General features: G+C 62.5%; 15 protein-coding genes, 1 tRNA gene and 2 pseudogenes. 13 read left to right on the top strand and 5 right to left on the bottom strand.

Annotated elements, in window-relative coordinates:
- Window positions 1-194 precede the first annotated feature (194 nt).
- Together FCK22_RS09770 and FCK22_RS09775 are read left to right on the top strand one after the other, a co-directional pair.
- Window positions 195-923 (top strand): hypothetical protein, encoded by a 729-nt coding sequence (locus tag FCK22_RS09770; RefSeq protein ID WP_067267472.1) that lies wholly within the window; start codon window positions 195-197, stop codon window positions 921-923.
- A gap of 623 nt (window positions 924-1,546) precedes the next feature.
- A complete protein-coding gene (locus FCK22_RS09775; protein ID WP_067267471.1) occupies window positions 1,547-2,188 on the top strand; it encodes a 2-hydroxychromene-2-carboxylate isomerase in 642 nt (213 codons plus the stop codon).
- A gap of 38 nt (window positions 2,189-2,226) precedes the next feature.
- On the opposite strand, the gene FCK22_RS09780 is transcribed toward FCK22_RS09775, so the two are convergent.
- The 4 genes from FCK22_RS09780 to FCK22_RS09795 all read right to left on the bottom strand — a co-directional run bounded on the left by FCK22_RS09780 (window position 2,227) and on the right by FCK22_RS09795 (window position 5,926).
- Window positions 2,227-2,303 (bottom strand) — tRNA-Arg (locus FCK22_RS09780).
- Between the two features lie 76 nt (window positions 2,304-2,379).
- Window positions 2,380-3,765 (bottom strand): HAMP domain-containing sensor histidine kinase, encoded by a 1,386-nt coding sequence (locus FCK22_RS09785; RefSeq protein WP_067267467.1) that lies wholly within the window; start codon window positions 3,763-3,765, stop codon window positions 2,380-2,382.
- Between the two features lie 8 nt (window positions 3,766-3,773).
- Window positions 3,774-5,195, bottom strand: coding sequence for an FAD-dependent oxidoreductase (locus FCK22_RS09790; protein WP_067267465.1), 1,422 nt, complete (start codon window positions 5,193-5,195; stop codon window positions 3,774-3,776).
- Window positions 5,192-5,926 (bottom strand): VTT domain-containing protein, encoded by a 735-nt coding sequence (locus FCK22_RS09795; protein ID WP_067267463.1) that lies wholly within the window; start codon window positions 5,924-5,926, stop codon window positions 5,192-5,194. Before FCK22_RS09795 ends, FCK22_RS09790 begins: the two co-directional genes overlap by 4 nt.
- 316 nt (window positions 5,927-6,242) lie before the next feature.
- Between FCK22_RS09795 and rpmH the strand changes: the two genes are divergently transcribed.
- The 11 genes and pseudogenes from rpmH to FCK22_RS09845 all read left to right on the top strand — a co-directional run bounded on the left by rpmH (window position 6,243) and on the right by FCK22_RS09845 (window position 14,653).
- Window positions 6,243-6,377, top strand: coding sequence for a 50S ribosomal protein L34 (rpmH, locus tag FCK22_RS09800; RefSeq protein ID WP_007118882.1), 135 nt, complete (start codon window positions 6,243-6,245; stop codon window positions 6,375-6,377).
- Between the two features lie 26 nt (window positions 6,378-6,403).
- Window positions 6,404-6,826 (top strand): ribonuclease P protein component, encoded by a 423-nt coding sequence (gene rnpA / locus FCK22_RS09805; RefSeq protein ID WP_067267461.1) that lies wholly within the window; start codon window positions 6,404-6,406, stop codon window positions 6,824-6,826.
- Window positions 6,823-7,044 (top strand): membrane protein insertion efficiency factor YidD, encoded by a 222-nt coding sequence (yidD, locus tag FCK22_RS09810; protein WP_067267460.1) that lies wholly within the window; start codon window positions 6,823-6,825, stop codon window positions 7,042-7,044. The genes rnpA and yidD overlap by 4 nt, the downstream gene beginning before the upstream one ends.
- A gap of 66 nt (window positions 7,045-7,110) precedes the next feature.
- A complete protein-coding gene (gene ttcA, locus FCK22_RS09815; protein WP_067267458.1) occupies window positions 7,111-7,980 on the top strand; it encodes a tRNA 2-thiocytidine(32) synthetase TtcA in 870 nt (289 codons plus the stop codon).
- A gap of 233 nt (window positions 7,981-8,213) precedes the next feature.
- Window positions 8,214-8,900 (top strand): annotated as a pseudogene (locus tag FCK22_RS19585) (GGDEF domain-containing protein); the annotation flags it as partial.
- A gap of 103 nt (window positions 8,901-9,003) precedes the next feature.
- Window positions 9,004-9,630, top strand: a complete 627-nt coding sequence (locus tag FCK22_RS19590; protein ID WP_349237603.1) for an EAL domain-containing protein — start codon at window positions 9,004-9,006, stop codon at window positions 9,628-9,630.
- Between the two features lie 302 nt (window positions 9,631-9,932).
- Complete coding sequence (gene yidC / locus FCK22_RS09825; RefSeq protein ID WP_067263082.1) at window positions 9,933-11,804, top strand: membrane protein insertase YidC; 1,872 nt, start codon at window positions 9,933-9,935, stop codon at window positions 11,802-11,804.
- The gene (locus tag FCK22_RS09830) at window positions 11,804-12,541 is read left to right on the top strand and encodes an MOSC domain-containing protein (RefSeq protein ID WP_067263085.1); all 738 of its coding nucleotides are present in this window, start codon (window positions 11,804-11,806) and stop codon (window positions 12,539-12,541) included. The genes yidC and FCK22_RS09830 overlap by 1 nt, the downstream gene beginning before the upstream one ends.
- Window positions 12,541-13,191, top strand: coding sequence for a ribosome biogenesis GTP-binding protein YihA/YsxC (yihA, locus tag FCK22_RS09835; protein WP_067263087.1), 651 nt, complete (start codon window positions 12,541-12,543; stop codon window positions 13,189-13,191). The genes FCK22_RS09830 and yihA overlap by 1 nt, the downstream gene beginning before the upstream one ends.
- Window positions 13,192-13,228: 37 nt before the next feature.
- A complete protein-coding gene (gene argB, locus FCK22_RS09840) occupies window positions 13,229-14,092 on the top strand; it encodes an acetylglutamate kinase (protein ID WP_197470845.1) in 864 nt (287 codons plus the stop codon).
- A 66-nt stretch (window positions 14,093-14,158) separates the two neighbouring features.
- A complete protein-coding gene (locus tag FCK22_RS09845; protein WP_067263093.1) occupies window positions 14,159-14,653 on the top strand; it encodes a histidine phosphatase family protein in 495 nt (164 codons plus the stop codon).
- A gap of 62 nt (window positions 14,654-14,715) precedes the next feature.
- Here the strand turns inward: FCK22_RS09845 and FCK22_RS09850 are convergent.
- Window positions 14,716-14,807 (bottom strand): annotated as a pseudogene (locus FCK22_RS09850) (amino acid ABC transporter ATP-binding protein); the annotation flags it as partial.

The following is a 14,807-nucleotide window of genomic DNA, read 5'->3' on the forward strand; positions in this document are numbered from 1 at the left end:
TTCCAAGCGCATCTGGAACGTGGCTCATTTCTCTTTCAGAGCGCGGCGTCGCTCCAAAGTCGACCCGGCCTACTCCAAGCGCCGGGCCGACTATCCTTTCGAGACGCTAACTAGCTGTCCGCATTAATGAAATATCGATTTTGAAGGCGCATGATCAGGGACAATGCAAACCTCCAGCCCGATGGGAAACTCCGATGAAAAAGCTCGCTGCCAGCACTGCCTTTTGCCTGATCGCCGCCACCCTCTCCGGCGCGGCAAATGCAAATGATTTCGCCCGTTTCGACAGCCGCAAGATCGCCGTCACCGGCCTGAACTTCGCCCTGTCGCCCTCCGCCTCGGATGCGCGGATCCACCTTAACCGGGCCATGATCCAGACGCCTGTCAAACATGCTCAGGCCCCCCGCAAACTGACCCTGCCCCCGCGCGGTGGCCCATCGGCGGCGGTGCGTCATGTCATCGCCTCGGCAGAGGCGGGCGCGAAAGGCTATGACGCGGTGCAACATGGGGCGCGGGTCAAGCCGCCCAAGCGCCCCACAAGCATGACCATCGGCGAAATCTATCGCTGGATCAAGGCCACCCCCGGCCAGCCCCATGCCATCGGGCGCTACCAGTTCATCCCCAACACTTTGAAAACGCTCGTCGCCGAAGCGGGGCTAAGCAAGAGTGACCGGTTCACTCCGCAGGTCCAAGACCTGCTGGCCGATCTATTGCTCGAAGATGCGGGGTTTACCCCCTTCATGAAGGGCAAGATCAGCCGCCATCGTTTCATGGAAAACCTCGCCCGCATCTGGGCCGGGCTGCCCACTTCGACGGGCCGGTCCTATTATCACGGCCATGCGGGCAACCGGGCTGTCATCACTTGGAACGAGTTCGACAGCCATATGAAAAGCATCTTTGAAAACACGGCACGCGGCACCTCCTGACCGCGCGCTCCACTCTCTTCTCTCTCTCCGTCTCCCTCCAGGCCAAAGCGCGCGTATTTTCGCCGCTTTGGCCGCCTTTTTAGCCGCAGTGCTGCATTTCGCGCGGCATTTCCAAGAAGATTTCAGGCCCATCGGCGCGCTACTGACCCTACCCGCCATCGCCACCATGGCCGTGGTGCGGCAAATGGGCTGACGCCCGGAGCGGGCACTGCCGGAAGAAGGCCGTCGCAGAAATGCGGTGGCCTTTTTGACTTGCGGCCCCGGCCAAAGGCCGCCACCATCCCGGCCAAGACGGAACCCATCGGGCATCGCTAAGGTTAACCTTATGAACATGCCCTAGGAGGAATGGCTCATGTGGACTTACGAACTCTTGATCCTGATCATGGCCGCGGTGGCGGCAGTGGCATTCATGGCCAAGCAACGCCCCCAGCCTCGGAAGGTCCGCGCAATCGCGCCCCGGCCCCGGGCGAACAGATTGCATAACCGCCGGTATTGAAGCGTCATCGCGGCTAGAAGCATCCTGTTGCGACCACACCCGCGATTCCGCACTCGGCTTTCGGCCCCCGTTCTTGTCTCCCCGTCGGTTTCCGCCATGATGCTGGCAAAACCGGAGGGAGCCGACCTTGGACACCATTGAATATTTCTATTCCGCCCATTCCGCCTATGCCTATCTGGGGCATCGTAAGCTCTTGGAGATTTGCGCGGCCCGCGGTGCGCGGCTGATGCATCGTCCCTTTGACCTCACCCCCGTGATCGCCTCAGGCCGTGTCAGCCATTTCCGCGGTTTCACGCCCCATTACATAGACTATTTCTTCGGCCGAGAGATTGAGCGTTGGGCGCAGTATCGCGGGCTGGAGATTCTCAACCACCGCCCGACCCACCACGACAACCCGCTGAACCTTGCAAACGGCTACCTGATCGCCGCCGCTCAGGCGGGGCGGGATGTCGACGCGCTTTCCTTTGCGATTCTTCAGGCCCATTGGCGCGATGATATCGATCTCGCGAATCCCGCGCATCTGCGCCGCGCGACAGAAGCGGTCGATCCCGATTGCGACGGGCTGATCGCACGGGCGATGGAGGAGGATGTCCAGGCAATCCACACGCAAAACACCGAAGAGGCGATCGCCCGCGGCATCTTTGGCTCGCCTAGCTATTTTCTGAATGGTGACATGTATTACGGCCAAGACCATCTGGAACTGATGGATCACGCCTTTGACCAGCCCTACCGCGACACGGGCTTCTACAACCCGCCGCGAGACGGATAAGACGCCCCGAAAGGGCTAGGTTCTTCAATTTTGGGTAGTGGCGGACCGAGGAGGATTCGAACCCCCGACCCCCTGATTCGTAGTCAGGTACTCTATCCAGCTGAGCTATCGGTCCACTGAGCGGGGGTTTAGTCTTAGCCCCGGGGAGTTGCAAGCCCTCGTTTCAAGGAAATGCAATTTTCTTCAAAAATCTACAGGGCGCCGTCCCCCTTGGGCAGTGTTATGTCAAAAACCGTGCCTTCCGGCCCGCTGTTGCGCAGTGCAAGGCTGCCGCCGTGGCCGCGCACCAGTTCAGAGGCGATTACCAGCCCCAAACCGGAGCCACCCTTGCGCGCCCCGCCCTGAAAGGCGGTGAAGAGATGCTCCCGCGCCTTGGGTGGCAGGCCGGGGCCGGTATCGCTGACAGTGATGCACCATGCCTCGCCCATATCCTCGGCCCGCAGATAGACCTCGCCCGGTTTGCCGGTGGCGGTGATCGCCTGCCGGGCGTTGCGCATGAGATTGGCCAGCACGCGGTACATTTGCTCAGGGTCCGCACGCACGGTGAGATTCGCGGGAATATCCGCGGCAAAGCGCACGATGCTTTCGGGATCGGCAAGGCGTTCGCCGTCTATGACCTCTTCCACCAGTTCTTCGAGCGGCATGAGCGTCAGCGTCGGCCCCGGCTCTTCGGCCTTGCCGAAGGCCAGCGTCGATTCGCATAGGTGCACCGCCCGGGTGATCGACCCCACAAGCTTGGGCGCCATGCGCTTGACGGTCGGGTCTTCGGACATTTCGATCCGGTCGGTGAACAGCTGGGCAGAGGTGAGGATGTTGCGCAGATCGTGGCTGATCTTGCTGACGGCGCTGCCCAATTGGGCCAAACGCTCTTTCTGTTTGAGCGCCTGCGTAAGGTCGGTTTGCAGCTTCTGAAGCGCCTCTTCGGCCTCGCGCAACTCGGTCACGCTGGCAGAAGGCTCAATGATCCGCCGCGCATCTTCGGGCGCCGCGGCATAGCGCTGCATATGCCCCGCCACCCGTTTGATCGGTTTCAGCAGCAAGGCCCGCATGGCAAAGAACAAAAGCACCGCCGTGATGACCGAGATCACCGCTGAAAGGATGAGGATGCGAATCCCGTAATCGAGCATGGCGACACGCATGGGCGCTGTCTCCATCGTGACCTCAATCAGCAGCCCCGCTTCGCGCACCGGCGCGCCGATCACGCGGACCACCTCATTCCCCGGGCGGAACAGCCGCAACATCGCATCGCGGATCAAGACCGTCGCCGAGGCATCGCGCAAATCATAGGTCTGCGACACCATGCGCGGCATGGGGGAGGCCAGCACCAATTGCCGCGCCTCATCCCGGCGCAGCACCACGTTGAACACCTCGGCGTTGCGCAGCAGTTCCTCTTCCAACTCCGGGTCGAGCATATCGTCGGCCAAAAGCGCCAGCGAGGCGATCTGCGCCCGCTCCAACCGCGTCAGCATATATTCCTCGCGGAACCGCGCGATGGAGGGGACAAAGATCAGCACTTCGGCCAGCATCACAAAGATGGTGGTGAGGATCAGCAGGCGGCCAGAAAGCGAGTGGATCATGGGCGATCTCAGGGCAAGAGGCGCTGCACGGCGCGCACCACCGTTTTGACCAGAGCGCTTTCGAACAGGCGCGGGCTGAAATAGGCCCCCGCCGCGCGTTTGTTAATCTCCGAGATCGTGGGGTAAGGGGCAACCATAGCAGCAATCTGGCTCATCTTCATCTTATTGACCAGCGCAAGCGACCACAGGGTGATCAATTCGCCCGCCTGATGGCCGACGATGCTGGCCCCCACCGGGCGGCCCTTGACCACCATGACTTTGATGAACCCTTTGGTCTGACGCTCGGCAATCGCGCGGTCGTTGTGGTTATAGTGGAACCGCACGACCTCCAGCTTGTCGCCATGCTCTTCGTGCGCCTGCGCTTCGGTCAGCCCCACCTGCGCCAGTTCCGGCGCGGCATAGGTGACCCATGGGATATGGTGCAGCTTCGTCTTGCTCGGCAAGCCAAAAAGGATTGAGCGGATCACCACCCCGGCATGATAGCCCGCCACATGGGTAAATTGCAGCCCGCCTGCCACATCGCCGATGGCATAGACCCGGCGGTTGCTGCTGCGCAGGCTGTCGTCGACCTTGATGCCTGCCTTGGTGGTCTCCACCCCGGCCTTATCCAGATCGAGCCGGTCGATGTTGCTCTTGCGCCCCACGGCCATCAGCAGATGCGAGCCCTTGATCACGCGGCCATCCTTGGTCTCGACCGTGATCGCCCCCGCCGCACCGCTGACCTTGGCCGCATCGCTGCCTTCCTCGAAAACCACGCCTTCGTCCCGCATGGTCTGCAACACCACCTCGGACAATTCGGGGTCATCCTTGCCAAGCGCGCGGCTGCCTTCGATCACGGTGACCTTGCAGCCCATCCGCACATGCGCCTGCGCCATCTCGATGCCGATGGGGCCGCCACCGATGATGATCAGATGCTCGGGCTTCTCGCGCAGATCAAAGAGGGTCTCATTCGTCTCATAGGGCACATCCGCCAGCCCCGGAATCGGCGGCACCAGCGGAGAGGAGCCGGTGGCCACGACGATGCGCCGCGCGGTGATGATGGTATCGCCCGCCTGCACCTCTTTATCGGAAATGAAACGTCCGTATTCGCGGATCACCCGCACGCCCAAGCCCTCGAACCGCTCAACCGAGTCGACCGGCGCGATTTGCGAGATGACATCCGCCACGTGATCCTTGGCAGCGGCGTAATCCACCGCCCCGGCGGCAGCCTCCACCCCGTATTGCGCGCTGTGTTGCTGGGTATAGGCGGTCTTGCCGGTCTTGATCAGCGCCTTGGAGGGCACGCAGCCATAGTTCAGGCAATCGCCGCCCATCTTATGCCCTTCCAGAAGGGTCACATCCGCGCCCATCTGCACGGCCCCCGCCGCCACCGACAACCCGCCAGAGCCTGCGCCGATGATCAGAACGTCGGTCTTGATACGGTTGGTCATTTCAGCAGATCCTTCTTACCGGTAAATGTCTTGATCGCCACGGGCAGCAGCGACAGCACGCAAAGGCCCAGAATGGGCAATAGAATATGCGGCTCGAAAATAATCCCAAGGTCGGGCGACTCACCCCGGGCGAAAACCGCACCTAGCCCTGCGCCCACCGAGGTAAAGACCAAGGCCCCCGGCATGATCCCGAAAAACGTCGAGATCACGAAGCGAAACAGCGGCACGCCAAGGAAGGCCGGCAGCAGATTCGCGACAAAGAAGGGCACCACCGGCACCAGCCGGATAAAGAAGAGCATCGACCATTGGTTGTCGTCGATCCCCGCCTTGATCTTGCGCACCATACCTTCGGAGGCGTCCATCCGGTCTTTCAACCGTGCGCCAAGGCCCCATTGCGCGGCCAGAAAGATCACCACCGCGCCCAAGGTCGCAGCACTGACGTTATAAAGCACGCCCGGAAACAGCCCGAAGAGGAAGCCGCCCGTCAAAGTGGCCACCGTGGCCCCCGGCAGGGAGAAAGCCACGATCACCACATAGGCGGCGACAAAGACCAGCGCGGTCAGCAGGTAGTTGCTGTCGCGAAAGGCGATCAGCGCCTCGCGATTGTCACGCAGCGCGTCGAAACTCAGGTAATCGCGCAGGGTAAAGGCCCCGATGGCAGCGACGACCGCGATCAGCGCAAGGGGCAGATAGCGCATCAGCGCGGGTTTACTTTGGTCATTGCGGCTCATTTTCACACTTCCTTGGGCCTGCATCAGACCAATTTCGCTTTCCTCAATGATGGCGTGAAGCGGGGCGCGGGAACAGGCTCCTCACGCGCGCTTGATGGGACTTGTGCGGGAAAGGGCGATTTTGCAAAGTTACGGGGTGAACTGAAACAATTCCGGCCCCGCAAACCGGCATTTTGTTGCAAAGCGCGGTTTTTCCCTGTCAGGGGGTTTGACTTGCGCGCCCCGCCGCATTAGAGGACGGGCTTGAATTGACGCTGGCCGCGGTGGAACCTTCAAGTGATTCCGTGCCCAGCCAGCTTTAGATGGAGACGGAGCGATGAAACGCACCTTTCAACCCTCGAACCTCGTGCGCAAGCGGCGCCATGGTTTCCGCGCGCGCATGGCCACCAAAGCCGGCCGTAAGATCATCAACGCACGCCGCGCACAGGGCCGGAAATCGCTGAGCGCATAAGCGCCCTCGATCTTCGGAACCAGAATATGACACCGCCGGAGGCACCCTTGAATGGCACTTGCGCCACGAAGGGGAACCCTGCCCCGGCGGTTTCTCTGCGTCTGGAGACCCTGACCAAACGGGCGGATTTCCAACGTGCCAGCCGCGCCAAACGCGTGGCCACCCCCGGCTTCATTCTGCAAATGCGCCCCCGCCGGGAGGATGAGCCCAGCGCGGCGCCCATTCGCGTGGGATTCACCTGTTCCAAGAAGGTCGGCAATGCCGTGGCCCGCAACCGCGCCAAGCGCCGCCTGCGCGAGATCGCGCGGCTCACCCTGCCGCAGGCGGGGCGCGCGGGCATGGACTATGTCTTTGTCGGGCGGCGCGAGGCGACAGCCACCCTGCCCTTTGATCAATTGCTCGCCGATCTGGCCCGCGCGCTGGATATTCTGCACGGGGTCCGAAAATGACTCCCTTGGCCGCGCTTCTTGCCCTGCCCGTGCGCGGCTATCGGCTGATCTTCAGCCCATGGGTCGGGCATAACTGCCGCTATCAGCCCACCTGCAGCGCCTATGCGTTGGAAGCCTTGCAAAAACACGGCGGGCTGCGGGGCGGATGGCTGGCCGCCCGCCGGATCGCGCGCTGCCACCCTTGGGGGCAAAGCGGGATCGACAACGTTCCCGATTAGCGCCGCGCTTGCGGCAAAGGGGCAAAATGCCCTAGGTGAAGCCAAGCTGATAGTGAGAGACCGACGATGCTGGACGAAACCGACGAGATTCACCCCCTCTTTGCCGGCGCACCGCAAAGCACCGAGTTCAAGAAACTGCGCAAACGCATCGTCCGCATGACCCGCGAGGCGATCGATCAATACGGCATGGTGGAGCCGACCGCCCAAGGCGCACCCAAGCCGAAATGGCTGGTCTGCCTATCGGGCGGCAAAGACAGCTATACTCTGCTGGCGGTTCTGCATGAGCTGCAATGGCGCGGCCTGCTGCCGGTCGAGCTTTTGGCCTGCAACCTCGATCAGGGGCAGCCAAATTTCCCGGCGACCGTGCTGCCGGAATTCCTTGAAAAGATGGGCGTCCCGCATCGCATCGAATATCAAGACACCTATTCAATCGTGATGGACAAGGTCCCCGCCGGGCGCACCTTCTGCGCGCTCTGCTCCCGCCTGCGCCGGGGCAATCTCTACCGGATCGCGCGGGAGGAGGGCTGCTCTGCCGTGGTGCTGGGGCATCACCGGGATGACATCCTCGAAACCTTTTTCATGAACCTTTTCCACGGCGGACGACTGGCGACCATGCCGCCCAAATTGGTTAACGAAGAAGGCGATCTTTTCGTCTACCGCCCCCTCGCCCATGTCGCGGAAAGCGATTGCGAACGCTTCGCCACGGCGATGAACTACCCGATCATTCCCTGCGATCTTTGCGGCTCGCAGGACGGGCTTCAGCGCCAACAGGTGAAGGCGATTCTCGACGGGTGGGAGGCCAATAGCCCCGGTCGTCGGCAAGTCATGTTCCGCGCGCTGATGAACGCCCGCCCCTCGCACCTGCTGGATCCCAAGCTTTTTGACTTCGCCGGGCTCATGCGGAACGTTGAGGGTACGGAGCAAGAACAATTTTAGATAATAATCCGCAAAAAAGCGGGTTCTGTTAACCCACAGCACACCCTAAAGGCGATATCCCTCCCCCGTCAGCGCAGGCATTGCGCGTATTGGGAAGGGATATCGCGATGGCAATTCACCGGCTTTCCGGGCTCACGCAGCTGCACCAGTCGTTCGCCGCTTTGCTCAGCGGTCAGGCTGCTTTGGCCTTCCTCCCCGCGCTGACGTTGCTGGCCTTTTGGATCGGCGGCGAAATGGCCCTGATCGCCGCCTCCGCCGCGCTGCCGCTTCTTTTTCTTGCGGGGCAGCGCTTTGGCGGGAATTCTCAGGCACCCCGAGACGCGCTCGGCGGCATCCTACAGCGCAGCGCTTTTGAGGAGCTGACAGAACAAGTTTTTCAAACCGCCCAATCTCGGGGGCGTTTGTCGGCCACATGTTTCATTGCGCTCGAAGGGCTTGACCAAATCATCGAACGCCACGGTCAGACCGCCGCCGACACGGTTCTGCGGCAAAGCGGCGAACGATTGCAGGGCGCCCTGCGCGACGATGATCTCATCGGCAAGATGGGAGAGGCGCGGTTCGCCGTCTGCACGGCCCCGGTACGGCAGCTTGACCTTGAACTCTGCATTCAACTGGCCGGGCGGCTACAATCCGCCTTGGAAGAACCGTTTTTCGTCGATGGGGTTACGATCTACCTCACGGCCTCCGTCGGCTTTTGCCTTAACACCCGCACCCCGGGCAGGGATGCCGCCGCATGGCTTGCCGCCGCCGCCACCGCCCTGCGCAGCGCGCAGCGGCGCGGCCCCTCCTCCATTCGCGCCTTTTCCGACCAGATGCGCCGGGAAAGCGAAAGCCGCGCCGAACTGCGCGAAGAGGTCGCGCAGGCCTTAGACAGCGGCCAAATACAACCATGGTTTCAGCCGCAAATCTCAACCGACACAGGCCAGATCACCGGCTTTGAAGCCTTGGCGCGCTGGAACCACCCGGTACAGGGCATGATCCCCCCCTTCGGATTTCCTGCCCGCCGTCGAGGAGGCCGGCCTGTTGGAGCGTTTGGCCGAAGTCATGATGTACCACGCCTTCGCCGCCCTCAAAGCCTGGGATGGCTCCGGCACCGTAGTACCGCAGATCGGGGTGAACTTCGCCGGGGGCGAACTTGCCAACCCCCGGCTCATCGACAAAATCACTTGGGAGCTGGACCGGTTCGACCTGTCCCCCGACCGGCTCGCCATCGAAGTGCTGGAAACCGTCGTCGCCTCAACCGCCGACGATGTGATCACCCGCAATATCAATGCCCTGCGCAAGCTCGGTTGCCGCATCGATCTTGACGACTTCGGCACGGGCCATGCCTCCATCGCATCCATCCGCCGCTTCTCCGTCAGCCGGATCAAGATCGACCGCTCTTTCGTCATGAAGGCCGACCGCGACCCCGACCAGCAGCGCATGATCAGCGCCATTCTCACCATGGCCGAACGACTGGGCATTGAGACCCTTGCCGAAGGGGTGGAAACGGTGGGGGAGCATGTCTTGCTCGCCCAACTCGGGTGTGACCATGTGCAGGGATTCGGCATCGCCCGCCCCATGCCGTTTGAGCAAACACTCGATTGGATCGCCCGCCACAACGCGAAACTGCAAGACGTGCCGCGCATCATGAATGGGCGTGCCACCTAGCGGGCTCTGTGCCTAGCACCGGCCCGGAGCATTAAGCGACGGTGGTCGCGACGGCCGAAGGGTCTCAGGCAGAGGAGAACACCCCGCGCCCCGAAGTACGGCCACGCCCTCTGCCCCCTGCCCCGTTCAATGCTGGGGCCACCGCACCCCCGCAACCGCCCCCGGCGAAACTCCGCAAAACCCATGCCAGATGGACCAAAACCACCCTGCATCCCCCTTCATCCCGCCCGATTCCACTTGACCTTTGGCCCCGCACTCTGTTGAACCCCCGTGATATTCAAAGACATCAGGTGGCGGTCCCCATGGACGAACAGAACAAGAATCTCATCCTTGCCACGGCGCTCAGCTTTGCCGTCATCCTCGTGTGGTTCCTTCTGTTCCCGCCCCCTGAAGCCGACCCAGCATTGGAAGCCGGTACCGAGATCAGCCAAACTGTCGAGGGCACTTCGGTTCCCGCCTCCACCGCCGATACCGCTGCCGCGCCCGGCACGGAAGATGGCGAAGGCGCCGCCCCCGAAGGCCGCCGCGCGGCACTGGCAGCAGCGCCCCGCGTGGCAATCGCGACAGACAAGGTCAGCGGCTCCATCTCGCTCATGGGCGGTCGGATCGACGATCTGAAACTGAACGATTACCAAACCACGCTCGACGCGGATGCCGAAATCGTGACCCTGCTCTCCCCCGAAGGGTCGAGCGATGCTTACTATGCGCTGCACGGTTGGGCCGCCGGTTCGGGCCTCGCCCCCGATGCCGTGCCGGGTGTCGACACGCTTTGGACCCTGAGCGAGGGCGAAACGCTAGGCGTCGACAGCCCCGTGACCCTCACTTGGGACAATGGCGCCGGGCAGGTCTTTACCCGCACCATCTCGGTCGATGACCAATATATGTTCGACATCACCCAGAGCGTGACCAACAACGGCGAAGGCGCGGTGAACCTCGCCCCCTTCGGCATGATCGCGCAGCACGGGCTGCCCGAAGACCTGAAAAGCTTCTTCATCCTGCATGAAGGCGCCGTGGCCATGGCCAATGGTGAACTTGCCGAAGTCGATTGGGACGATATCGCCGAAGCCGATGTGAACAGCACCTGGGGCCGCCCCGCCGTGGTCACCGAAGGCGTCACCGAGGGCTGGGTCGGCTTTACCGATCACTATTGGCAGGCGGTGCTGATCCCCGACGCGGGCGAAACCTTTGAACAGGCGCTCACCTATGATCCGCGCGCGGACACCTACCGCGCCTTCACCCGCCAGCCGACCCGCTCGGTCGCGGCAGGCGAAAGCGTGAGCACCTCCAGCAAGTTTTTCGCCGGTGCCAAGGAATGGGAAACCCTTCAGGATTACCAATCCTCCGGTGTTGCCAAATTCATCGACAGCATCGACTGGGGCTGGTTCTTCTTCCTGACCAAGCCGATCTTCTGGCTGCTGCATGAGCTGAACAAGCTTATCGGCAACATGGGTGTTGCCATCATCGGCCTGACGCTGCTGATCAAGGCGGTCCTCTTCCCGCTGGCGTACAAATCCTACGTCTCCATGGCACGGATGAAAGAGCTTCAGCCCGAGATGGAAAAGCTGAAGAAAGAAGCGGGCGACGACCGTCAGAAGATGCAACAGGGCATGATGGAGCTCTATAAGAAGAACAAGGTGAACCCTGCTGCGGGCTGCCTGCCGATCCTGCTGCAAATCCCGATCTTCTTCTCGCTCTACAAGGTGATTTTCGTCACGATCGAACTGCGCCACGCGCCCTTCTTTGGCCCGTTCCAAGACCTCAGCGCGCCCGATCCGACGTCGATCATGAACCTCTGGGGCCTCTTGCCCTATGCCGCGCCCGAGCCGGGTTCGATGCTGGCGCTGATCTTCATCGGCATCCTGCCGCTGCTCTTGGGTATCTCCATGTTCCTGCAGCAAAAGCTGAACCCGGCGCCCACCGACCCGACACAGCAGATGATCTTTGCATGGATGCCATGGGTTTTCATGTTCATGCTGGGCGGTTTCGCGAGCGGCTTGGTGGTGTACTGGATCGCCAACAACACGATCACCTTCACCCAGCAATATCTGATCATGCGCAGCCAGGGGTACAAACCTGACCTCTGGGGCAACATCAAAGGCGGCTTCAAACGCACGCCCAAGAGCGCTGCCGCCAATGCGGATGCCAAGCCCAAATCGGGCAAGTCGAAAAAGTGATGCAGGTCACCGCGCTCAACCGGCATCCGCTCAAGGCCCATGGCCGCGAGACGGTTGAGCGAGTGACCCTGCGCGCCGGGCAATCCATGCCCTACGACCGGCTCTGGGCCGTGGCCCATGACGCCTCCAAAGCCGCGCCGGGAGATTGGGCGCGGTGTTTGAATTTCACCCGGGGGGCCTCTTCGCCACAGTTGCAGGCGATCAAAGCCAAGCTGGATGAGACCACTGAGATGCTCACCCTGCGCCATCCGGCGCGCGGCGAAATCACCTTTCAGCCGGATCGCGAACAGGCTGCCTTCCTCGACTGGGTGCGCCCGCTGGTGGCCGAAGGCCGCGCTGCCCCGGTGGATATCCTCCGCCTTGATGGCCGCGGCTATACCGACAGCGCGGAGCCGACGCTGTCGCTCAACAGCCTCACCTCCCATCGCGCCGTCGAAGAACTGGCAGCTGCCCCGCTGCAAACCGCCCGCTGGCGCGGCAACATCTGGTTTGACGGCGCCGCCCCTTGGGCCGAGTTCGACTGGCTGGGGCGCGACTTGAAAATCGGCGAAGCACGGCTGCATGTGTCCAAACGCATCACCCGCTGCCTTGCCACCACCGTAAACACCGACACCGGCGCGCGCGACGTGGACACGCTCGCCGCACTCGACCAATTGGGTCACCGGGATTTCGGTGTTACCCTGACCGTCACCAAGGGCGGAGAGATCGCCGTGGGCGACGAACTGGAGCTGATCTGATGCAAGTGAACTACACCATCGCCGAAGAGCCGGACGCCCCGAGCGCCGAGAAGGGCCGGATGCTTTTCGCCGGTGAGACGACATTCGTCAAAGGCGTGGTGGCGATGGATGGGCTGCCGCCCCCCGACCGGATGGAGGTCTGCTTTGCCGGGCGCTCCAACGTCGGGAAATCGACGCTGATCAACGCCCTGACCGGGATGAAAGCGCTGGCGCGGGCCTCGAACACGCCGGGCCGGACGCAAGAGATCAACTTTTTCACCGCCGGGGAAGAGCACTACCTCGTCGACCTGCCGGGCTATGGCTATGCCAATGCGCCGCTGCCAGTGGTCGAGAAGTGGCAGCGCCTGCTGAAACAATACCTCTCGGGCCGCCAGACCCTGCGCCGCGCCTTCGTGCTGATCGACGCGCGCCATGGCGTGAAGAAGGTCGATGATGAGATCATGTCCCTGCTCGACAGTTCCGCCGTCACCTTTCAGGTCGTGCTGACCAAGGCGGATAAGGTCAAGGAAGCCGAACGCGCAAAGATCCTGTCACAGGTGAAAGACGCGCTGAGCAAACACCCCGCTGCCTACCCGGAGATTGTCGTGACATCTTCGGAAAAGGGCTGGGGCATCCCTACGCTGCGTGCCATCATCGCCACGCTGGTATAGCACCTCCCACCGCTATCGGCTTCCCATGGGTCAACAGATGAGAACGCAAGACATGAACCGCGACTGGATCGCCACCGCCCAAACCCTCAGCCAAGCTCTGCCCTTTTTGCAACGCTACGCCGATGCCACCGTGGTCATCAAATTGGGCGGCCATGCGATGGGCAGCGACGACGCGATGGACGAATTTGCCCGCGATGTCGCGCTGATGCGGCAGGTGGGGGTGAACCCGGTGATCGTCCATGGCGGCGGCCCGATGATCAACGACATGCTGGCGCGGTTGAACATCAAATCCGAATTCGTGAACGGCAAACGGGTGACCGATGCCGCGACCATGGAAGTGGTCGAGATGGTGCTCTCGGGCCTCGTCAACGCGCGGATCGTGCAGGCGATCTCGGAGCAAGGCGGCCGCGCGGTTGGTGTTTCGGGCAAAGACAGCGGGTTGATCGTTTGCGACCCCGAAGACCCCGCTCTGGGCCTCGTGGGCAATCCGACACAGGTCAACCCGCGTATCCTGCGGGACTTTGCCGACAAGGGCATCATTCCCGTCATCGCGCCGCTCGGCATGGGCCGCGGGGGGGAGACCTATAACATCAACGGCGACACCGCCGCTGGCGCCATCGCGGGCGCATTGGAGGCCGACCGCTTGCTGCTGCTGACGGATGTGGCGGGCGTCAAGGACGGCAACGGCGAGGTTGTGACAGACCTGACGGCGAGCCAGATCAACGAGATGATCGCCGATGGCACCATTGCGGGCGGGATGATTCCCAAAGTGCAAACCGCGCTGGACGCGCTCGAAGGCGGTGTGCGGGCGGCGGTCATCCTCGACGGGCGCGCGCCCAATGCCTGCCTGTTGGAGCTTTTCACCGAACACGGCGCGGGCAGCATCATTCGCAAGGGTTAGGCCCAAAGCGCTTGCCCCCTGCCCCTGCTTCGCGCCTATGATGGGTCGAGCAGTGAAAGGAACGACATGCGCCGCCTGATCCTGATGCGACACGCGAAATCGGACTGGTCCCATGGGACCAGCGACCACGACCGCCCCTTGAACGCCCGCGGGCGCGGGGCGGCCCAAGCCCTCGGCAATTGGCTGCGCGCAGAGGCGCTGCTGCCTGATGCGGTGCTCTGCTCAACGGCGGCCCGCACCCGCGAAACCTGCGCCCGCTTGGCGCTGCCTGAGGGTTGTCGGGTGGAGTACCTGCGCGAACTCTACCTCGCCGAGCCTGATCAGATCATCACCAGCCTGCGCCAGCGCGGCACGGGCAACACCCTGCTTCTGGTGGCGCATAACCCCGGCATCGCTGCTGCCGCCGCAGGGCTGTTGCAGCAGCCGCCCGAACAGGAAGCCTTTGATCGCTACCCCTCGGGCGCGACGACGGTGTTGGATTTCGCGGTTGAAAGCTGGGCCGAGGTGGCCCCCGGCAGCGGCCTGCTGCACGCCTTCACCGTCCCCAAACAACTGGTTTAAAACGCAAGCGCCCCGACCGAATGGCCGGGGCGTAGGTTTTACCTTGGTCCGATTTGCCCGGTTCAGTGCCCGAGAATCTGGCTCAGGAACAGCTGCGTGCGCGGGCTTTGCGGGTTGTTGAAGAAAGCCTCCGGCTCGTTCTGCTCAACAATCT

The organism is Sulfitobacter sp. 15WGC, assembly GCF_005068605.1.
GTDB classification, from domain to species: Bacteria; Pseudomonadota; Alphaproteobacteria; order Rhodobacterales; family Rhodobacteraceae; genus Sulfitobacter; species Sulfitobacter faviae.

Coding starts and splice junctions, on each gene's coding strand:
- yidD (WP_067267460.1), top strand. CDS start 6,823: ATGACTCCCTTGGCCGCGCTTCTTGCCCTGCCCGTGCGCGGCTATCGG.
- FCK22_RS09790 (WP_067267465.1), bottom strand. CDS start 5,195: ATGACCAACCGTATCAAGACCGACGTTCTGATCATCGGCGCAGGCTCT.
- rpmH (WP_007118882.1), top strand. CDS start 6,243: ATGAAACGCACCTTTCAACCCTCGAACCTCGTGCGCAAGCGGCGCCAT.
- yihA (WP_067263087.1), top strand. CDS start 12,541: ATGCAAGTGAACTACACCATCGCCGAAGAGCCGGACGCCCCGAGCGCC.
- argB (WP_197470845.1), top strand. CDS start 13,229: ATGAGAACGCAAGACATGAACCGCGACTGGATCGCCACCGCCCAAACC.
- ttcA (WP_067267458.1), top strand. CDS start 7,111: ATGCTGGACGAAACCGACGAGATTCACCCCCTCTTTGCCGGCGCACCG.
- FCK22_RS09795 (WP_067267463.1), bottom strand. CDS start 5,926: ATGAGCCGCAATGACCAAAGTAAACCCGCGCTGATGCGCTATCTGCCC.
- yidC (WP_067263082.1), top strand. CDS start 9,933: ATGGACGAACAGAACAAGAATCTCATCCTTGCCACGGCGCTCAGCTTT.
- rnpA (WP_067267461.1), top strand. CDS start 6,404: ATGACACCGCCGGAGGCACCCTTGAATGGCACTTGCGCCACGAAGGGG.
- FCK22_RS09770 (WP_067267472.1), top strand. CDS start 195: ATGAAAAAGCTCGCTGCCAGCACTGCCTTTTGCCTGATCGCCGCCACC.
- FCK22_RS09830 (WP_067263085.1), top strand. CDS start 11,804: ATGCAGGTCACCGCGCTCAACCGGCATCCGCTCAAGGCCCATGGCCGC.
- FCK22_RS09785 (WP_067267467.1), bottom strand. CDS start 3,765: ATGATCCACTCGCTTTCTGGCCGCCTGCTGATCCTCACCACCATCTTT.
- FCK22_RS09845 (WP_067263093.1), top strand. CDS start 14,159: ATGCGCCGCCTGATCCTGATGCGACACGCGAAATCGGACTGGTCCCAT.